Below are 17,813 nucleotides of genomic sequence, written 5' to 3' on the forward strand. Positions count from 1 at the left end.
CGCGGCCATTGTCACGGAGCCGTCATCCCGCTGTCATTTCGGTTTTATGCACGGCCCCTAAGCGGAGTGCATTGATCAGATTTGAAAGAGGCGCACCATGTTCACCAAGTCCATTCTCGCCGCCGCCACGGCCAGCCTTCTCGCCACATCCGCCTATGCCGCGCCGGTGTTCAACCGCGTCGCGAGCTTCCCCGTGGCGCTCAATAACGCCGAGGCCAAGGCGACTTCGGCCGAAATCATTGCCGCATCGGACGACGGCATGACGCTGGTTTATTCCGATAGCCCGGCCGGCGGCATCGGCTTTGTCGATATCACCGACGCCAAGGCGCCCAAGGCTGCCGGCTTCCTGTCGCTCGATGGCGAGCCGACTTCGGTCACCATCATCGGCGGCAAGGTCTATGCGGCGGTCAATACCTCGGAAAGCAAGGCCAAGCCCTCTGGCAAGCTGGTGGTCGTCGATCTCGCCACCAAGGCGATCGAGACGACAGTGGACCTCGGCGGCCAGCCCGATTCGATCACGCACAACGCCAAGGGTGACCTGATCGCCATTGCTATCGAGAACGAGCGCGATGAAGAGGTCAATGACGGCGACCTGCCGCAGCTGCCGGCCGGCTATCTCGTGCTGCTCAACCTCAAGGACGGCGCGCTTGATGCGGCGAGCCTCAAGAAGGTCGAAGTCACCGGCTTGTCTGAGGTCGCTGGCGATGATCCGGAACCCGAGTTCGTGTCGATCAACGGCCTCGACGAAGTGGCGCTGACGCTGCAGGAAAACAACGAGATCGTCATTATCGACGGCAACACCGGCACGGTGACGGCGCACTTTTCGGCCGGCAAGGTGACGGTCGAAAATATCGACACCAAGAAGGATGGCGCGCTCAAGTTCACCGGCAAGATGGAAGACGTCGCCCGTGAGCCCGACGCCGTGAAGTGGCTCGATGACAACCGCCTCGTCGTCGCCAATGAAGGCGACTGGAAGGGCGGCTCGCGCAGCATCACCATCTTCAACAAGGACGGCACCATCGCCTACGAGAGCGGACCCAAGCTCGAACTCGAAGCCGCGCGTATGGGCCACTATCCGGACAGCCGCAACAAGAAGGGCGTCGAGCCCGAAGGTCTCGAGACCGCGACCATCGACGGCACCAACTATTTCTTTGTCGCCGAAGAGCGCTCGTCGCTGATCGCCGTGCTCAAGGACAATGGTGCCGGCGTTGAGCCCGAATACCTGCAGTCGCTCCCCTCGGGCATTTCGCCGGAAGGCCTTGTCGCCATCCCGTCGCGGAAGCTGCTGGCCACCGCGAACGAGCTAGATCTCGGCGCCGATGGCGGCGCGCGCTCGCACGTGATGCTCTACCAGCTTGAAGATGCTGCACCGATCTACCCGCAGATCGTCTCCGATCTCGATGCCGATGGTCATCCGATCGGCTGGGTGGCGCTCTCCGGCGCTGTAGCCGACGCTGAAAAGCCCGGTATCCTCTATGTCGTCTCCGACAGTTTCCTCTCGGCCCAGCCCTCGATTTACACCGTTGATGCGACCGCGACACCGGCCCGCATCACGGCAAAGACCGTGGTCACCCGCGGCGGCGACGCCGCGCAGAAGCTCGACCTTGAAGGCATCACGCTCGATGGCGATGGCGGCTTCTGGCTCGCCTCGGAAGGCCGCAGCGACAAGCTGGTGCCGCACGCGCTCTACCACGTCGATGCCGAGGGCAAGATCACCGAAGAAGTGGCGTTCCCCGAGGCGCTGCTGCCGAGCGAAATCCGCTACGGCTCGGAAGGCGTCACCAAGATCGGCGACACGCTCTGGGTGGCGATCCAGCGTGAGTGGAAGGACGATCCGGCCGGGATGGTGAAGCTCCTCGGCTACGACACCAAGGAAAAGAAGTGGACTGCCGTGCACTACCCGCTCGAGGCCGCCGCTGAGGGCGCCTGGAACGGGCTGAGCGAAATCACCGCGCATGGCGACTATGTCTATCTGATCGAGCGCGACAACCAGGTCGGCGCCAAGGCCGCGCTGAAGAAGATCTTCCGCGTCGCGATTGCCGACCTCAAGGGCGCTGAAATCGGCACCGAGTTGCCGGTGGTCAAGAAGGAAGAGGTTCGCGACCTGATCCCTGACCTCGCCAAGAACAACGGCTTTGTGGCCGAAAAGGTCGAAAGCTTTGCCATCGACGCCGCCGGCACCGGCTACGTCATCACCGACAATGACGGTGTCGCCGACTCTTCGGGCGAAACCTTCTTCTGGTCGGTCGGCAAGATCGAATAAGCCGCCTGCTCGTGCGGTTTTGGGGCCGGTCCTTCGGGGCCGGCCTCCTCTGTTTTTGGGTCGCGGTGCGCCGCTGCCACACACGGCACTTTCGTGACCGGACAACCTCCATCGCCGCGTGACGCGGGATGAGGCTTTGCCTACACTCCGTTGAGATTGGCGGAGATTCCCAAGTCCCGTGCTGAACCGGCTCTACATCGTTGTCGGCGTCATCGCCATTCTGGCGCTGGCGGCAGCATTCGTCGTGCCGGCGTTCATTCCGTGGGGCGATTACCGCGACCGGATGGCGGCGATTGCCAGCGAAGTACTCGGCGAGCCGGTGAGCATTGCCGGCGACATCCATTTCTCGCTCCTGCCACAGCCCAAGCTGGAGTTCGTCGATGTCACCGCCGGGGCAGCGGAGGCACCGAGCCTCACAATCAAGCGGGTGGTGGCCGAGTTCTCGCTGATCGATTTTGTCCGTGACCGCTATACCGTCACCAGCCTGACGCTTGAGCAGCCGGTGGTTGATATCAGGGTGGCCGCCGATGGCTCGGTTGCCACCGGGGTGACGCTGGCGCAGCAGGTCAGCACGTCCAATATCTCGATCGCCGATGCGCAGGTCACCGGTGGCACGGTGCGGCTCAGCGATGCGCGCTCGGGCAAGACCTACACGGCCAGCAATGTGGCCGGCGCGGTAAGGCTGGAAGCCCTGCGCGGCCCCTTCAGCTTTCAGGGCACAGGCGAGGTCGGCAGCGTCGCCTATAGCCTGCGCCTGAGTTCAGGCGCGCTGGAGCCCGACGGCACGGCGCAAGTGTCGGCAACTCTGCGCGCAGCCGATGAGCGCTTCAACTTTTCAACAGAGGGCCTCCTGACCACCGGGGTGCGGCCCGCCTATTCCGGCACGATGACCTATCGCCAGCCGCCGCCGAAGCCGGCTGACCCGGCGGCTGCCGATGCCGGGCAGGGCGATCTGGTGATCACCAGCAAGGTGGAGGCGACGCCGTCCAAGATCCTCCTCTCGGAGTATCTGCTGACGCCGGACGAGAACCGCGCGGCGACCCGCCTGCAGGGTGCTGCCGATGTGACGCTGGGGGCCGAGATGGCCTTCAACGCCGTCATTTCCGGCGGGCTGGTGGCGCTGCCGCCGCGCGACGCCACCACCGAGCAGGCGGTGGAGCCCTATGAACTGGTGCGGCTGCTGCGGGAGTTGCCGATCCCCGCCGCCCCGGGCCTGCCCGGAAAGATCGGCGTGGATATAGCGGAGCTCAACCTCCGCGCCTTCTCGCTGCGCAATGTCCGGCTCGATGCCCGGGCGCATGACGCGGCGTGGACGGTGACTGGGTTCAGCGGCGAGTTGCCGGGCGACAGCACGGTGTCGCTGGCGGGCGAGATCACCATGCCGACTGGCCGACCGGACTTTGCCGGGACGTTCTCGCTCAAGTCGCAGCGGCTCGACGCGCTCTCGACGCTGTGGCGGAAGCCGGCGGAGGGCAATCCGCTGTTTGCGATGCCGGGCGAGATTTCGGCGCGGCTGGATCTGGTGGGCGAAACGCTTTCGGTCAGCAGCGGGCAGGTGACGCTTGATGGGACGAGCAGCGGTTTTGCGGCGCAGGTGGGCATCGGCAATGAGCGCGACCTGCACCTGACGGCCAATATCGGCGCACTCGATGCGGCCCGCAGCGCGGCGCTGGTGGCGCTCTTGCCCGACCTCTCTGCCGACTTCGCGTTCCCCGTGACCTTTCCCAAGGGCGAGTTCGACATCGTTGCCGACCTCATGACGCTCGGCGATCTCGACGGCACGGCCCTGGTCGCCAAGGGCTCGTGGGATGGAGGGGTGCTGGTCATCGACAATTTCGCGGCCGACGATTTGGGCGGCGCGAAACTGCAGGTTTCGGCGACGGTGTTCGGCACGCTCGCCAAGCCCGAACTCTCGGGCTCCGGCACGGTGACCATTGCCTCGGCGGCTGCGCCTGCGACGGCCGCGTTCCTCGCCAGCCTCGACACGCCGCCCGCGGTGTCCGGCTTCCTCGCCCGGACCTTTCCACTCGACCTCGCCTTTCGCCTCGGCGCGCCGAGCGGCAACGGGGCGCAGAACCTGACGCTCTCGGGCACTGCCGGCGCCACTGAAATCTCGGCAGACGCCGGTCTCGAAGCGGGGTTCCTGCGGGCCCTGTCGGGCAAGATGAAGGTGCGGGTCGATGCGCGCTCGGCGGATCCGACGGCTATGACCACTCAGTTGGGGCTCGGCGACGTCGGCCTCGTGCCCGGCGGCGGGCCGATGCATCTCGTCGGGATGATCGAGGGTAATGTCGCCACCAGCCTTGCGACGACCATGCTGGTCGACGGGCAGGGGGACTCGCTGGGCTTTTCCGGCAACCTGGTGGTTACCAATCCGGATGCGTTTTCGGGTAGCGGGACGCTCAAGGCGTCGCTGACCGACCTCGAGGGTCTGGCGTCACGATTTGGGGTTTCGGGCATCAGCCTGCCGCCGCTCAACGGAACGGCGACGCTCACTTTCGACGGGCTCAAATCGATCTCGCTGACAGGATTGTCCGGCAGTGCGGAGGGCCATGGATTTTCCGGTCATCTGTCGTTCATCGGCGGGGTTGACTCGCGGCAGGTCAGCGGCGAAATCGCGGCGTCTGATCTGGACGCTGGCGGGCTGCTGCAGACGCTCGCGGGCCCGGCGGCCCTGCTCAAAAGCAGCGGTTCGCTCTGGCCTGATGGGCCGCTCAGCACCGGCGACGCGCCGCGCACGACGTCCGGCCGCGTGCATATCACCGCGCCGAGCCTTGCGATGGTCGCCGGTAAGTCACTGGAAAATATCAGCTTTGATCTCGACTGGGACACGACGGCGACCCGCTTGCGTAACTTTGCGGCTACGCTTGGCGATGGCAATGTGACCTTGGAGGCAGCACTCTGCTGCGCCGGGCCGCTCAGCGACAAGACCCTTAGCGGCCGGGTGGCACTCGCCGGTGTCGATCTCGATGCCATTGTTCCTGAGGCTGTTGCTAACGCATTGAATGGAAAGGTGAATTCCTCCGGCCAGTTCGCCGGCACAGCCAGCAGTGTCGCGGGACTGATGGAGGCGATGACCGGGGAGGGGACCTATTCGGTCGATCAGCTGACCATCGCCCACCTCGACCCCAGCGCCATCGCGGCGGTTACCTCGCTGGAGGGGATAGTCGATCAGAAGCCAGATCAAGTCACTGATCTAATTGAACAAAAGCTGGAGGGCGGCACGTTCTCCGCCCCGCAGATGATCGGTAGTTTCACCATTGCCGGCGGGACGCTCCGCAGCCCCAACGTGCCTATTTCCGGCGCCGGGGGCCTGCTGTTCGGCAGTGGCACCCTCCGCCTCGCCGACCTGGTGCTGGGCGGCAGCTATTCGCTCTCGGCCACCGACCTCCTCCCCACCGCGCTGGTCGACGCCGCCTCCGCCAAACTTTCTCTAACCCTCGGCGGCACATTGCTTATTCCCGAGCGCACGATCGATGCCTCGGCCCTCGTCGACGCCGTCATGGTCAAAGCTTACGAGGCCGAAGTCGCCCGTCTGGAGGCCCTGAAAGCCGAAGATGAGGCCCGGAAGGCTGCCGAAGCCCAGCGGCTCGCCGACGAAGCAGCGGCCAAGAAGGCTGCCGATGAGGCCGCTGCCAAGCAGGCTGCAGCGGACGCGGCTGCCAAGCAGAAGGCTGCTGACGAAGCCGCTGCCAAGGCGGCAGCTGAAGAGGCTGCCCGGAAGAAGGCCGAAGAGGAACTGACCAAGCCGATGGACCTGGGGCTGGGGAACTAGGCGCCCGCCCGGTCCTGCAGCGATTTCAGGATGGCGACGCGCACGGCGGACGAGAGGTTCGGCGCCTCGCGGGCCTCGTCGATCTCGCGGATCAGGGTTGCGAGAGGCAGGCCGCGCGACAGCGCAAGTGCTTCTGCCGCCTCCCAGAATTCGGGTTCAAGCGCAATGCTGGTACGATGTCCGGCAATAGTCAGCGAGCGCTTTTGCACCCGCGATTACTTCTTGCGGAAGCTATCAAGGCTGACAACTTTTTCGCCCGGGGTCTCGGGGGCATCGGCAATGGCCGGCGGCTTGGAGGTATTATCGGCGGTGGCCGGCTCAAGCACTTCCGGCTCGTCGGACTCGGCGCGCTCGACATCGAACTGCAGGCCGAACTGCACCGACGGATCGAAGAACCCCTTGATGGCGGAGAGCGGAACCACCAGCGTTTCCGGGCGTCCGTCAAAGGAGAGCTGTACCTCGAAGCCGGTTTCGGTGACCTTGAGATTGCCGAACTGGTTCTGCAGCACGATGGTCATTTCCTTGTCGTACTGCTCCAGCAAGCGCTGGCTGACGCGCACACCCGGGGCGCGGGTGACGAAGGAAATGAAGAAGTGGTGTTCGCCGGGGAGCCCCGTCCGCGCCACTTCCGACAGCACCTTGCGGACCACGCCGCGCAAGGCTTCCTGAGCAAGAATGTCGTAGCGGATCAGGTCTTCGGCCATGGAAATCTCTAAAAAACGGGGGAATCCCCTGGGGCGCATATCACCGCGCGGCACGTTACAATTCAAGGCCAAAGACAGGAAAGTGCAGGCTTCTGTTGCCAGGTGCCTGCGAACCCCGCCTGTCACCCTGCGAGGAGTGGAGGACTTGAATTCCCAGTGCTAGCGCCGCTTACGCAGCGAGAGCGACCGGAGCATAGTTGTCATTGGCAACTATTAGGATGGCCCGATATCGGTGGTACCATGCCGAGCAAAAGTCTAACCTTTACGCCCTTGTCGATCCTGTTTCGTCCCCATGCAAACCCGCCAATGCGGGAGGTTTTGGTGGAGACGCCGGGCACTGCCCCCGGGTCCAATAGGTTTATTACGCTAGCCGTTTATCGCCATAGCCGTTGCCGGCACCGGAGATATAGGAGCGTTCCGGCGGCGTTGCAATCCGTTAGGCGCCAAAGCTCACCGAAGCACGCGCGGCGTGTTCCTCATCCGAAAACAGCCGCGAGCGAGTGAGGAAGCGGCGTTCTAGAGGCGTCGGCAGGGGCGAATCGCGTAGAATGGCGTGATGATGCACCGCTCCAGCCCCTTCTCGACCGATACTGTCGTTGACCTCTGCGCATTGCGGGGAGGCTCGTTGTGAGGCACCCCGAGCTGCAATATCTTGAGCTGATGGAGACGATCCTCGAGCGCGGGGACACCCGCGTTGATCGAACCGGCGTCGGGACCAAGGCGATTTTCGGCTCGTCAGTGCGGTTCGATCTGTCGAAGGGGCAGGTGCCGATCCTTACCACCAAGCGGGTCTATTGGAAGACGGCGGTCAAGGAGATGCTGTGGTTTCTGACCGGCGGCACCAATATCCAGGCGCTGCTCAAGGAGAACGTACGCATATGGACGGACTGGCCGCTGGCGGCTTATCGGAAGGCCAGCGGCGAAGAGATTTCGCAGCGGGATTTTGAGGCGCGCATTGTTGCCGACGACGACTTTGCCGCGAAGTGGGGCGAGCTGGGGCCGGTTTATGGCAAGCAGTGGCGGCGGTGGCTGGGCACTGACGGGCGCGAGTATGACCAGATCGCGCAAGTGATCTCGATGCTGCGGTCGAACCCGGCGAGCCGGCGCATCCTGTTTCATGCGTGGAATGTGCCCGAGATCGGCAGCATGGCCCTGCCGCCGTGCCATATGGTCTACCAGTACTACATGACCTCGGATAACAAGCTAAGCTGCTTGCTCTATCAGCGGAGCTGCGATGTGCTGCTGGGGGCGCCGTTCAACTTCGTGGGCGGGGTGGCGCTGCAACTGATGATTGCCCAGCAGGTCGGGTGTGATCTGGGGGAGTTCATCTGGATGGCGGGGGACACGCACCTCTATCTCAACCATCTGGAGCAGGCGCGGCTGCAGATCAGCCGCTCGCCGCGCGAGCTGCCGACGATGCGGCTGGTGCGGAAGCCCGACAGCATCGATGGCTACCGCATCGAGGATTTTGTCGTCGAGGGGTATGCCCCGCACGATCCCATACAAGCGGACGTGGCGGTTTAGGCTGGCTGAAGGAGTGTTCGCGCCACGGCGTCGTGCCAGTGCTTGAGGCGCTGGGTGCGCTCAGCGGTGGACATGCTGGACCTGTATTTGGCCAACACCGGCACGGGCGCCATTTCGATGCCGAGGCCGCAGAAAGCCATGGCGGCGGCGCCGAGGGCGCTGACTTCGGGGGCGGCGGTGGCAGCGACAGGGCGGCCGATGATATCGGCCTGGAACTGCATCAGCATGTCATTGCGCGAGGCGCCGCCATCGGCGCGTAGTTCGGTGAGTGGTGCGCCCATATCCTGCTCGATGGCGAAGAAGACGTCAGCGATCTGGAAGGCGATGGCTTCGAGCGCGGCGCGGGCGAGGTGGGCAGGTTTGGTGCCGAGTGACAGGCCGGTGATGGTGCCGCGGGCGTCCGCCCGCCAGTGCGGGGCGCCGAGGCCGACGAGGGCGGGGACGAAGGCGACGCCGTTGCTGTCCGCGACGGAGGCGGCGAGGGATGAGAGGGCGGCGGCGTCATCCACACCGAGGAGATCGGCCATGAAGGCGGCGGCCTGGCCGGACACGGAGATGTTGCCTTCGAGCGCGTATACCGGGCCGGCGTCGGTGCTCCAGGCGATGGTGCTGGAGATGCCATGGCGTGAGCGGACGCGTTTTCCGGTCAGGGCCATCAGCGATGTGCCGGTCCCGTAGGTCGCCTTGATCATGCCCGGCGCATGCACGCCGTGGCCGTAGAGCGCGGCGTGTGAGTCGCCGATCATGGCGTGAATGGGGATGCCGGCGAGGAGGGCGGAGACACCGGCGGCGACGCGGCCGAACGCAGCGTTGGAGGGGCGGGGTTCCGGTAGCATCGAGAGCGGTACGTCGAAGAGGCGGCCGAGTTCTTCGTCCCACTTCAGGGTTGCGGTGTTGAAGAGTTGAGTGCGCGAGGCGTTGGAGTGATCGGTGGCGTGGACCGTGCCGCCGGTGAGGGTCCAGAGCACCCAGCTGTCGACGGTTCCGGCGAGGAGGCCGCCGGCTTCGGCGCGGGCGCGAGCGCCAGGAGTGTTGTCGAGCAGCCACGCGATCTTGCCGGCGGGAAACAGCGGGTCGAGCGCGAGGCCGGTCTTGGCCTCGATGGTTTCGGTATGTCCGGCGAGGCGCAGGGCGTCGCAGCGGGGGGCGGAGCGCCGGCATTGCCAGATGACGCAGGGGCCGATGGGCTCGCCTGTTTCGGCGTCCCAGACGATGATGGATTCGCGCTGGTTGGAGATCGCGACGGCGGCGATGGAGTCGGCGCCTGCCTGCGATACGATCTCGCGGATAACCTCAAGGACGCCCTGGACGAGTTCGGTTGCAGATTGTTCGGCCCAGCCAGGCTGGGGATAGTCGACGCGGTTGGGGACTGAGGCCTGGTGGTGGATGCGGCCATCGGCCGACACCAGCAGGGCCTTGGTGTTGGTGGTGCCCTGGTCGATGGCGAGGACGAGGCTCGGGGTCATTTCTTGCGGGCGATGGTGTGGCGCACGGCGTCGGCGATGCCAGCCGCGTTGAGGCCAAAATGCTCCATCAGCCAGTCAGCCGAGCCGGTGGGGACAAAGCCGGGAAAGCCCATGATGCGCATGGGGACCGGGGTGTTGCCGGTCACGACTTCCGCCACCGCGCCGCCAAGGCCGCCGCGGATATTGTGCTCTTCAACGGTGACGATGGCGCCGGTCTCGGCCGCCGCGATGATGGCGGCCTCGTCGAGCGGGCTGATGGTGGCCATGTTGACGACGCGGGCAAAGACGCCATCGATCGCCAGCATCTTGGCGGCGGCGACGGCGCGGTGGACCATGGTGCCGTTGGCGATGATCGTCGCGTCAGAGCCTTCGACCAGGGTCTCGGCTTTGCCGATCTCGAAGCGGGGGTTGGTGCGATCAAGGGCGGGCACCGGCATGCGGCTGATGCGCACGAAGACCGGGCCCTCCATGGCGGCCGCAGCGCGGATGGCTTGTTCGGTCTGCCAGGGGTCGGCGGGGACGAAGATAGTGAGGTTGGTGAGGAGGCGCAGCCAGGCCATGTCCTCGATGGAGTGGTGGGTCGGGCCGAGCTCGCCATAGGCAACACCGCTCGACTGGCCGATCAGCTTCACGTTGACGTTGGAATAGGCGATGTCGGCCTTGATCTGCTCAAGGGCGCGACCGGTGAGAAAGCATGAGGCGGCGGAGACGAACGGCACCTTGCCGCCATTGGCGAGGCCTGCGCCCACGGCGACCACGGTCTGTTCGGCGATGCCGACATTGACCATGCGCTCGGGCCATCTCTTCTTGAAGCCGGTGAGCTTGGAGGAGCCGACGCTATCGCTGACGACGGTGACAATGCGCGGATCGGCTTCGGCGAGAGATTCAATGGTTGAGGCGAAGCTGTCGCGGCAATCGAAAAGGCCGGCAGAGGAGGGGGCTGCTGCGCTCACTAGACCAACTCCGCCATGGCTTGTTCGAACTGCGCCTTGGTGGGGACGCCGTGATGCCAGGCGACATTGTCGTGCATGAAACTCACGCCCTTGCCTTTGAAGGTATTCGCGATGACGCATAGCGGTTTGCCGCGTCCTTTGGGAGAGGCGCTCAGGGTGGCGAGGAGGGCGGCGTGGTCGTGACCGTCGATCACCTTCACGTCCCAGCCGAAAGCTGCCCACTTGGCGTCGAGGGGATCGAGGCTCGCGGTTTCTTCGGTGCGGGCGCCCTGCTGCAGGCGGTTGCGGTCGATGATGAGGGTCAGGTTTTCGAGTTTCCGGTGCCCGGCGGTCAGCGCTGCTTCCCAGTTGCTGCCTTCCTGCAGTTCGCCGTCGCCGGTGAGGACGAATGTGCGGAAGTCGGCATTGTCGATCTGGCCGGCGATGGCGATGCCGGTGGCTACTGGGAGGCCGTGGCCGAGGGGGCCGGTGTTGGTTTCGACACCAGGCAGATAGTTCCGGTTCGGGTGGCCGTTCAGCTTGCTGAGGGGCTGCATGTAAGTGTTGAGGTCAGCCTCGGGGAAATAGCCGGCGGCCGCGAGAACGGAATAGAACGCGCCGGTGCAGTGGCCCTTGCTCATGACGAAGCGGTCGCGGGTGGGGTCCCTGGGGGTTTGCGGATTGAAGCGCAGGACGCCGAAGTAGAGCGTTGCGAGAATATCGGCGGAGCTGAAGTCGCCGCCTGGATGGCCGAGTTGCGCCTCGTAGACCATCTGGAAGCTGCGCCGGCGGATCCACAGGGCCTTCGCACGGATCATCGCCAAGGGATCGTTTCGTCGATCGTCGGATGCCAAGGAAGAGTCAGATACCAATGAAGACACTGGGTTTTTCCTACCGCTGAAACAGATCTGGCCGTGCCCGGTGATCAGGTGCTGGCGGGCGCTGCCGAGCGAACGATGTCCGCTCATGCGCCACCATATCCTCCCACCGCCCTCAGCTTCTTATGGCTGTGATGTTCCGGGCCGTGCCTAGTGGCATCACAACTAGCGTTGGCGAACCACGTTAGCAATGCGGAAAATCATCGATTGCTGAGGAAAGTTTTCATTTCAGACGTGAGTTATGGTTGGAACCGGTCGAAAAAGCGCCGTCAGATGGCGACCAACAGGTTCAACCATCAGGCAGATTTCGATTTGGGCCATGGAAACAGCGGCTGCTGTCTCTCGTTTTGCGTGCAGAGGCTGCGAATGCTGGCGAGTAGATGGCATTTGTCAGGTCGAAGCGGCCGTTTCGGTTGCAAGTCCAACGCCTGCTCCTTCGAATGCTTTCGAATGGGCGCCGCCTAATGGCAATGAGGTATTGACTCGTTCCGCACCCCATCGTAGCTCTAACAAATCGCAAAAAAAACGTAGAACACGAAAACATATTGCTTGCGATGCGCCTTGGGTTGGCGCTGGAGGACGGGGGAAACCGATTTCGCGCCATGCTGCCGCAGGGTAGCGGCGCCGTGCGGTAACGCTTGGCTACGTCACGCACGGCGAGACGTTCGGCAATGACACCGACACGATCTGGTGGGCCAAAGGTGGCAAGCTGATCGGGGAGAGCGTGCCGCGTATCGCATTCCTGCGGAAGATCCTCGAGGCGCGGCCGGACGAGGGGCTCGACCCGGTCAAGTCGACCGGTGCCTACCGGATTGCGATGATGGGAGGGCTCGACAATGTAACGCTGGAGCAACTCTTCGTGCCGCCTGAGGGCGAGGACGGATGGTCGCCGGCCATGGCGTGGTGGCCGACGGCCGGGCAGCTTCACCGCTACTATCTCAGCTATTTCGGTGAGAACCAGCCCAGCGAGGCGGTGGTCACGGTGCCGCCCAACGAGCGTTACAGCGCGACGCTGATCGACACCTGGGAAATGACTGAGACGCTTTTGAGCCCCAGCGTGCAGCGCGGCGACGTGCTCAATTTCGCTCCAAAACCCTATCTGGCGCTGCTGTTCAAGCGCATCGACTGAAGAGAGACAATGATGACTGCCTCCGTTGCGATCTATGATTTTTTCGAAGCCAGCTTTTCGGGGCCGTCTCAGGGCAACCCGTTTCTCGATGTGAGCTTTGACACGGTGTTCTCGCAGCACTCGCGCGAGGTTCGGGTGCCGGGCTTTTACGATGGGGACGGCACCTATCGCGTCCGCTTCATGCCGGATGCGCCGGGGGAGTGGACGTTCAGGACGCGCAGCAAGACGAGCGAACTCGACGGCAAGACGGGGTCTTTTACCGCCGTGGCTGCCCGACAGGGCATGCACGGGCCGGTGGCGGTCGCGAACAAGTTCCATTTCGCGCATGCCGACGGCACGGCGTATTTCCCGTTCGGAACCACGTGTTATGCGTGGACACATCAGCCGCTCGCGATGCAGGACGAGACGCTGGAAACGCTGGGCAAGGCGCGGTTCAACAAGCTGCGCATGGGGGTGTTTCCCAAGGACTATCCGTTCAATACCAACGAGCCGCTGCTGCCGGTCTACGAGCAGAACGCCGATGGGAGCTTTGACTATGACCGGCCCAATCCGGAGGCGTTCCGGCACTTCGAAACCCAGGTCGGCCGCTTGCGCGATATGGGGATCGAGGCCGATATCATCATCTTCCACCCCTATGACCGTTGGGGCTTTTCCAACATGAGCGCCGAGCAGGACTTCCGCTACGTCGCCTATCTGGCGGCGCGGCTTGGGGCTTACTCCAACGTTTGGTGGTCGCTCGCCAACGAGTATGACTTCCTGCTCGACATCAAGCCGATGGGGCAGTGGGATCGGTACTTCCACATTCTCGAAGAGAACGACCCTTACGGGCATCTGAAGTCGATCCACAATGGCGACCAGTCGATGAACTTCGACCATCGCAAGGCTTGGGTCAGCCATGTCTGCATCCAGCATTGGGACGTAAAGCGGACGCCGGAATGGCGCGATGCCTATGGCAAGCCGGTGGTCAATGACGAGCCGGAATACGAGGGCAATATCTGGCCGTCGTGGGGCAACATCACAGCGCAGGAACTGGTGCACAGGTTCTGGATCACGGTGATGCGCGGCGGCTATGCCGGGCACGGTGAGACCTATTCGGACCCCCAAGACCTGATCTGGTGGGCCAAGGGTGGCAAGCTCAAGGGCGAGGCGTGGAAGCGCATCGCGTTCCTGCGCGGTATCGTGGAGGAGGACGTCCAGCACGGCCTGACGCCGCTGGGCGGCAATGCCTCGTGGCCGTGGAGCCGAGTCTCCGGCGCCGAGGACGGCAAGGTGCGTTACATTTATCTGGGCGAACATCAGCCCGATCAGTGGACGACCGGGTTGCCCAAGGAAGACGGCGCTTATCAGGTCGACATCATCGACACCTGGAACATGACGATCACCCCGGCAAAAAGGATCGCCGCCGTGGTGCCGCATCCAACCCGTCATGGTGAGGTCGTGCGCGGTGGCAAGGCGGACGCGGCGTTTGGGGTGGAGCTGCCGAGCTCACCCTATCTGGCGATCCGCGTGCGGCAACTGGACTGAGCGCTAATGAAGAGTCCGGGCGGCGGCAGGGCCGCCCGGCCGATTTCGCCTTGGAAGATTTTGCGATCAGCGGGTATGGTCCGCGTCTCTGAGATCAACGCCGAGGTCGACGCATGAGAGCCGTTCTTTTCCCGCTTGTGACTCTTGCTGCCTTGTCCGGCCCGGCGCTTGCCAACGACACCATGTCGCAACTTGGTACGGGCGGACTGGTGTTCCTCACCTCGCAGAATGTAGCGATGCAATCGGAAGACCTTACCGTGTCGCCCGAGCAGGTGAAGGTGGTCTACGAGTTCAAGAACAACGGCGATAAGGACGAGCATGCGCTGGTGTCGTTCCCGCTGCCGGACATTACCGGGGACGGCGACTTCATGGTGTCGATCCCGGGCGAGGACCCGGAGAACCTGTTCGGGTTCACCACGACTTTCGATGGTGAGCCGGTAGATGTGACGCTGCACCAGTATGTCTTTGCGTTCGGCGTCGACCAGACGGAACTGCTGAAAAGCCTCAATATTCCCCTCGCGCCCTTTGGAGCCACGACGACCGATGCGCTCAATGCGCTGGGGGCGGAGAATCAGCAGAAGCTCATTCACCTCGGGATGGTAATCCCGATGGAGTACGACGCCGGCAACGGCCTGCAGACAGACTACACGCCGATCTGGACGCTGAAATCGACCTATACGTGGGAGGCCGACTTCAAAGCCGGGGCCACTGCGGAAGTGATCCACACCTACAAGCCGAGCGTGGGAGGCACCACGGGCGTGACGTTCCTGGCGCCGCCGAGCGAAGGCTATGATCAGGCCGGCGACTACAAGAAGCGCTATTGCACGGACGACAGTTTCATCAAGACCGTCGAAAAGACCTTGCCCGATCCGAACGAGCGCTATGGCGCGCCGTTCACCGAGAGCTGGATTTCGTACATCTGGTCGACGGGCAGCAACTGGAGCGGGCCGATCGGCAAGTTCCACCTCACCATCGACAAGGGCCTGCCACAGAACCTGGTGTCGTTCTGCTGGGACGGGGAGGTGAAGAAGACCTCGCCGACGACGTTCGAAATGAACGCCACCGACTGGTACCCGCCCTATGACCACGAGCTCGAAATCCTGATCCTGAACAAGCAGGATCCGACGCCGAATGTCGGCTAATGGCGGGTCTCGCTGAACTTTCTGCCCGCATCGAGCAGGTGTCGCAGCTCTATGCTGCGCGCTGTGACATTAGGCGCGACGACGACTGGTTTGCGCTGAAGCTGCAGGAGGAGGCGGGCGAACTCGTCGCTGAATACCTTCGCGGCAGCGGGCGGGGCCGGATCGGTGAGCGCAGCGCTGAGCAGATCCGGACGGCATTGGCGGACGAGGCTGCGGACCTCTTCGCGCAGCTTCTGCTGTTCTGCCAGCACAACGGGATCGACGTCGAAGCGGCGCTGGAGCGCAAATGGTTCTCTCACCTGAACAAGCAGCCGTGACGCCATGACCCTTACAATCCGCAGTGCGGTGCCGGATGATGCGGCGCTGATCGTCGAGTTCATCATGGCGCTGGCAGTTTACGAGAAGCTGGCGCACGAGGCGGTGGCGACGGCCGACGATGTGCGGCGCGACCTGTTCGGCGCCGCGCCGCGGGTGTTCTGCGAGATTGCCGAGTGGGACGGCAAGCCGGTGGGGTTTGCGCTCTGGTACTACACCTATTCGACGTTCCAGGGGCGTCACGGCATCTGGCTCGAAGACCTGTTCGTCGATCCCGAGGCACGGGGCTATGGCGCGGGGAAGGGGTTGCTGGTCAACCTCGCGCAGCGTTGCGTGCGGGAAGGGCTGAGGCGCTTTGAGTGGGCGGTGCTCAAGTGGAACCAGCCTTCGATCGATTTCTACAAGTCGCAGGGCGCGGTGTTCCTCGATGAGTGGGAGCGCTGCCGGGTCAGCGGTGAGGCACTGGCCCAACTGGGTGCGCCGTGAGCGTGCCGGTCGCCTTGATCGCGGCAGTAGCCGAGAATGGCGTGATTGGCGCGGATGGTGCGATCCCGTGGCGCCTGCCGACGGACTTTGCTTTTTTCAAGCGCATGACGATGGGCAAGCCGCTGATCATGGGGCGCAGGACGTTCGAGAGTATCGGACGGCCGCTGCCCGGCAGGACCAATATCGTTGTGTCGCGGCAGAAGGGCTATCAGCCGGATGGCGTGCTGGTGATCGATACACTGGATGCAGCACTCGACCACGCGCAGGCGATTGCGGCGGCGGACCGGGCCGATGAGGTGATGATCGGGGGCGGGGCGCAGGTCTATCGAGAGGCGATGGGGCAGGCCGATCGGCTGTATATTACGCATGTGGCGCTCTCGCCGGAGGGCGATACACTGTTTCCGCTGATCGACGAAAAGGTGTGGGAGATCGAGGCCGGGCCGGAGCTTTTGCGCACCGAGCGGGACAATGCGGACTTCCGGGTTGCAATCTATCGCAGGCGCGACGGAAGCGCACGTTGATCACGCGGGCCCGCGCACCTATATAGATCGGCAACAAGCAATAACGACTGAAAGGTGGCAGATGCCCTGGGACAATAATACGGGTGGAGGGGGCCGCAATTCGAACAATGGCGGACCTTGGGGGCAGGCACCCGGTGGCGGCGGTGGCCGCAAGGGACCAGGTGGCACACCAAACCTAGAGGACATCCTCGCCCGCGGCCGCGATCGTTTCCAGGGCGGACTTCCCGGTGGACGTTGGGCAATTGCCGGCGCGGTCATCGCGGTGCTGGCATTCTGGGGCTACAACTCGGTTTATCAGGTGGCGCCGCAAGAAGTTGGCGTCGAGACCATTTTTGGCAAGCCGAGCGACCAGCTCAGCACATCGGGCCTGCATTTCCTGTGGTGGCCGATCCAGAGCGTCGAGAAGGTGACGATCACCGAAAACAAGACCGAGATCGGCTCTTCGACGAGCTCGTCGCGTAACAGCGACGGCGTCATGCTGACGGCAGACCAGAACATTGTCGAAGTGAAGTTCGCGGTGCTGTGGCGGATCGAAGACCCCAAGGCGTATCTCTTCAACGTCAAGGATCCGGACGACATGGTGCGGGCGGCAGGCGAGAGCGCGATGCGTGAAGTCGTCGGCCGCAGCCCGGCGCAGCAGGTGTTCCGCTCTGATCGTGCCGGCATCCAGACCGAAGTGCAGGAAATCATGCAGACCATTCTGGATGGTTACAAACTCGGTGTGCACATCAACCAGGTGACGGTCGAGAACGTTGCTCCGCCGAGCGAAGTGGCTGACGCGTTCGCCGAAGTGCAGCGCGCGCAGCAGGACCAGCAGAAGTTCCAGGAAGACGCCCGCAGCTACGCCAATACATTGCTCGGCGATGCGAACGGCCGGGCCGCTAAGATCCGCGAAGATGCCGCCGCGTACAAGAACCGCGTGGTGCAGGAAGCCGAGGGTGAGGCGTCGCGCTTTATCTCGGTCTACAACCAGTATGTGAAAGCTCCCGAAGTGACCCGCAAGCGTCTCTATTTCGAAACCATGGAGCAGGTGCTCGGTGGATCCGAGAAGGTGATCGTGTCGCCCGGGGCCGCCGGAAGTGGCGTGGTTCCATATCTGCCGCTGCCTGCCCTTCAGGGCAAGGCCGCGACCACTACCACGACGGGGAACTGAG

General features: G+C 63.8%; 15 protein-coding genes and 1 other RNA gene. 10 read left to right on the top strand and 6 right to left on the bottom strand.

Annotated elements, in window-relative coordinates; all coding sequences use genetic code 11:
• The first annotated feature begins 97 nt into the window (after window positions 1-97).
• Together ACO06J_RS04270 and ACO06J_RS04275 are read left to right on the top strand one after the other, a co-directional pair.
• The gene (locus tag ACO06J_RS04270; RefSeq protein ID WP_421759463.1) at window positions 98-2,263 is read left to right on the top strand and encodes an esterase-like activity of phytase family protein; all 2,166 of its coding nucleotides are present in this window, start codon (window positions 98-100) and stop codon (window positions 2,261-2,263) included.
• Window positions 2,264-2,441: 178 nt separating this feature from the next.
• On the top strand, window positions 2,442-6,038 hold the full coding sequence (locus ACO06J_RS04275; RefSeq protein WP_421759464.1) for an AsmA-like C-terminal region-containing protein: 3,597 nt from the start codon (window positions 2,442-2,444) through the stop codon (window positions 6,036-6,038).
• Here the strand turns inward: ACO06J_RS04275 and ACO06J_RS04280 are convergent.
• From ACO06J_RS04280 to ssrA, 3 genes are all read right to left on the bottom strand, one after another.
• Entirely contained in the window at window positions 6,035-6,247 is a 213-nt protein-coding gene (locus ACO06J_RS04280) for a ribbon-helix-helix domain-containing protein (RefSeq protein WP_421759465.1), read from the bottom strand. The genes ACO06J_RS04275 and ACO06J_RS04280 overlap by 4 nt on opposite strands.
• A gap of 6 nt (window positions 6,248-6,253) precedes the next feature.
• Window positions 6,254-6,742: an SspB family protein gene (locus ACO06J_RS04285; RefSeq protein ID WP_421759466.1), complete on the bottom strand. Its 489-nt coding sequence runs from the start codon at window positions 6,740-6,742 to the stop codon at window positions 6,254-6,256.
• Window positions 6,743-6,823: 81 nt separating this feature from the next.
• Window positions 6,824-7,178, bottom strand: a transfer-messenger RNA (tmRNA) gene (ssrA, locus tag ACO06J_RS04290).
• A gap of 173 nt (window positions 7,179-7,351) precedes the next feature.
• On the opposite strand from ssrA, the gene thyA reads away from it, so the two are divergent.
• Window positions 7,352-8,266 (top strand): thymidylate synthase, encoded by a 915-nt coding sequence (gene thyA, locus ACO06J_RS04295; RefSeq protein WP_421762447.1) that lies wholly within the window; start codon window positions 7,352-7,354, stop codon window positions 8,264-8,266.
• Here thyA and ACO06J_RS04300 read toward each other — a convergent pair.
• The 3 genes from ACO06J_RS04300 to ACO06J_RS04310 are packed head-to-tail and all read right to left on the bottom strand — an operon-like array spanning window position 8,263 to window position 11,482.
• Window positions 8,263-9,732: an FGGY family carbohydrate kinase gene (locus tag ACO06J_RS04300; protein ID WP_421759467.1), complete on the bottom strand. Its 1,470-nt coding sequence runs from the start codon at window positions 9,730-9,732 to the stop codon at window positions 8,263-8,265. The two genes, thyA and ACO06J_RS04300, sit on opposite strands and share 4 nt — an antisense overlap.
• Window positions 9,729-10,685, bottom strand: a complete 957-nt coding sequence (locus ACO06J_RS04305) for a transketolase family protein (RefSeq protein ID WP_421759468.1) — start codon at window positions 10,683-10,685, stop codon at window positions 9,729-9,731. Before ACO06J_RS04305 ends, ACO06J_RS04300 begins: the two co-directional genes overlap by 4 nt.
• Window positions 10,685-11,482, bottom strand: coding sequence for a transketolase (locus ACO06J_RS04310; RefSeq protein ID WP_421759469.1), 798 nt, complete (start codon window positions 11,480-11,482; stop codon window positions 10,685-10,687). Before ACO06J_RS04310 ends, ACO06J_RS04305 begins: the two co-directional genes overlap by 1 nt.
• Before the next feature lie 784 nt (window positions 11,483-12,266).
• On the opposite strand from ACO06J_RS04310, the gene ACO06J_RS04315 reads away from it, so the two are divergent.
• The 7 genes from ACO06J_RS04315 (at window position 12,267) to hflK (ending at window position 17,812) form a co-directional block, all read left to right on the top strand.
• Entirely contained in the window at window positions 12,267-12,671 is a 405-nt protein-coding gene (locus ACO06J_RS04315; protein ID WP_421759470.1) for a DUF5605 domain-containing protein, read from the top strand.
• A 9-nt stretch (window positions 12,672-12,680) separates the two neighbouring features.
• A complete protein-coding gene (locus tag ACO06J_RS04320) occupies window positions 12,681-14,195 on the top strand; it encodes a DUF5060 domain-containing protein (protein WP_421759471.1) in 1,515 nt (504 codons plus the stop codon).
• A gap of 113 nt (window positions 14,196-14,308) precedes the next feature.
• The gene (locus tag ACO06J_RS04325; protein ID WP_421759472.1) at window positions 14,309-15,337 is read left to right on the top strand and encodes a DUF4424 domain-containing protein; all 1,029 of its coding nucleotides are present in this window, start codon (window positions 14,309-14,311) and stop codon (window positions 15,335-15,337) included.
• Window positions 15,337-15,654 (top strand): phosphoribosyl-ATP pyrophosphohydrolase, encoded by a 318-nt coding sequence (locus ACO06J_RS04330; protein WP_421759473.1) that lies wholly within the window; start codon window positions 15,337-15,339, stop codon window positions 15,652-15,654. Before ACO06J_RS04325 ends, ACO06J_RS04330 begins: the two co-directional genes overlap by 1 nt.
• A gap of 4 nt (window positions 15,655-15,658) precedes the next feature.
• The gene (locus ACO06J_RS04335) at window positions 15,659-16,138 is read left to right on the top strand and encodes a GNAT family N-acetyltransferase (protein WP_421759474.1); all 480 of its coding nucleotides are present in this window, start codon (window positions 15,659-15,661) and stop codon (window positions 16,136-16,138) included.
• Window positions 16,135-16,659 carry a dihydrofolate reductase gene (locus ACO06J_RS04340; protein WP_421759475.1) on the top strand — a complete coding sequence of 175 codons (525 nt, stop codon included), beginning with the start codon at window positions 16,135-16,137 and terminating at the stop codon, window positions 16,657-16,659. Before ACO06J_RS04335 ends, ACO06J_RS04340 begins: the two co-directional genes overlap by 4 nt.
• A 61-nt stretch (window positions 16,660-16,720) precedes the next feature.
• Window positions 16,721-17,812, top strand: coding sequence for an FtsH protease activity modulator HflK (gene hflK / locus ACO06J_RS04345; RefSeq protein ID WP_421759476.1), 1,092 nt, complete (start codon window positions 16,721-16,723; stop codon window positions 17,810-17,812).
• Window position 17,813: the final 1 nt, after the last annotated feature.

Origin of the sequence: Devosia sp. (assembly GCF_965229025.1) — a bacterium.
Lineage (GTDB): Bacteria > Pseudomonadota > Alphaproteobacteria > Rhizobiales > Devosiaceae > Devosia_A.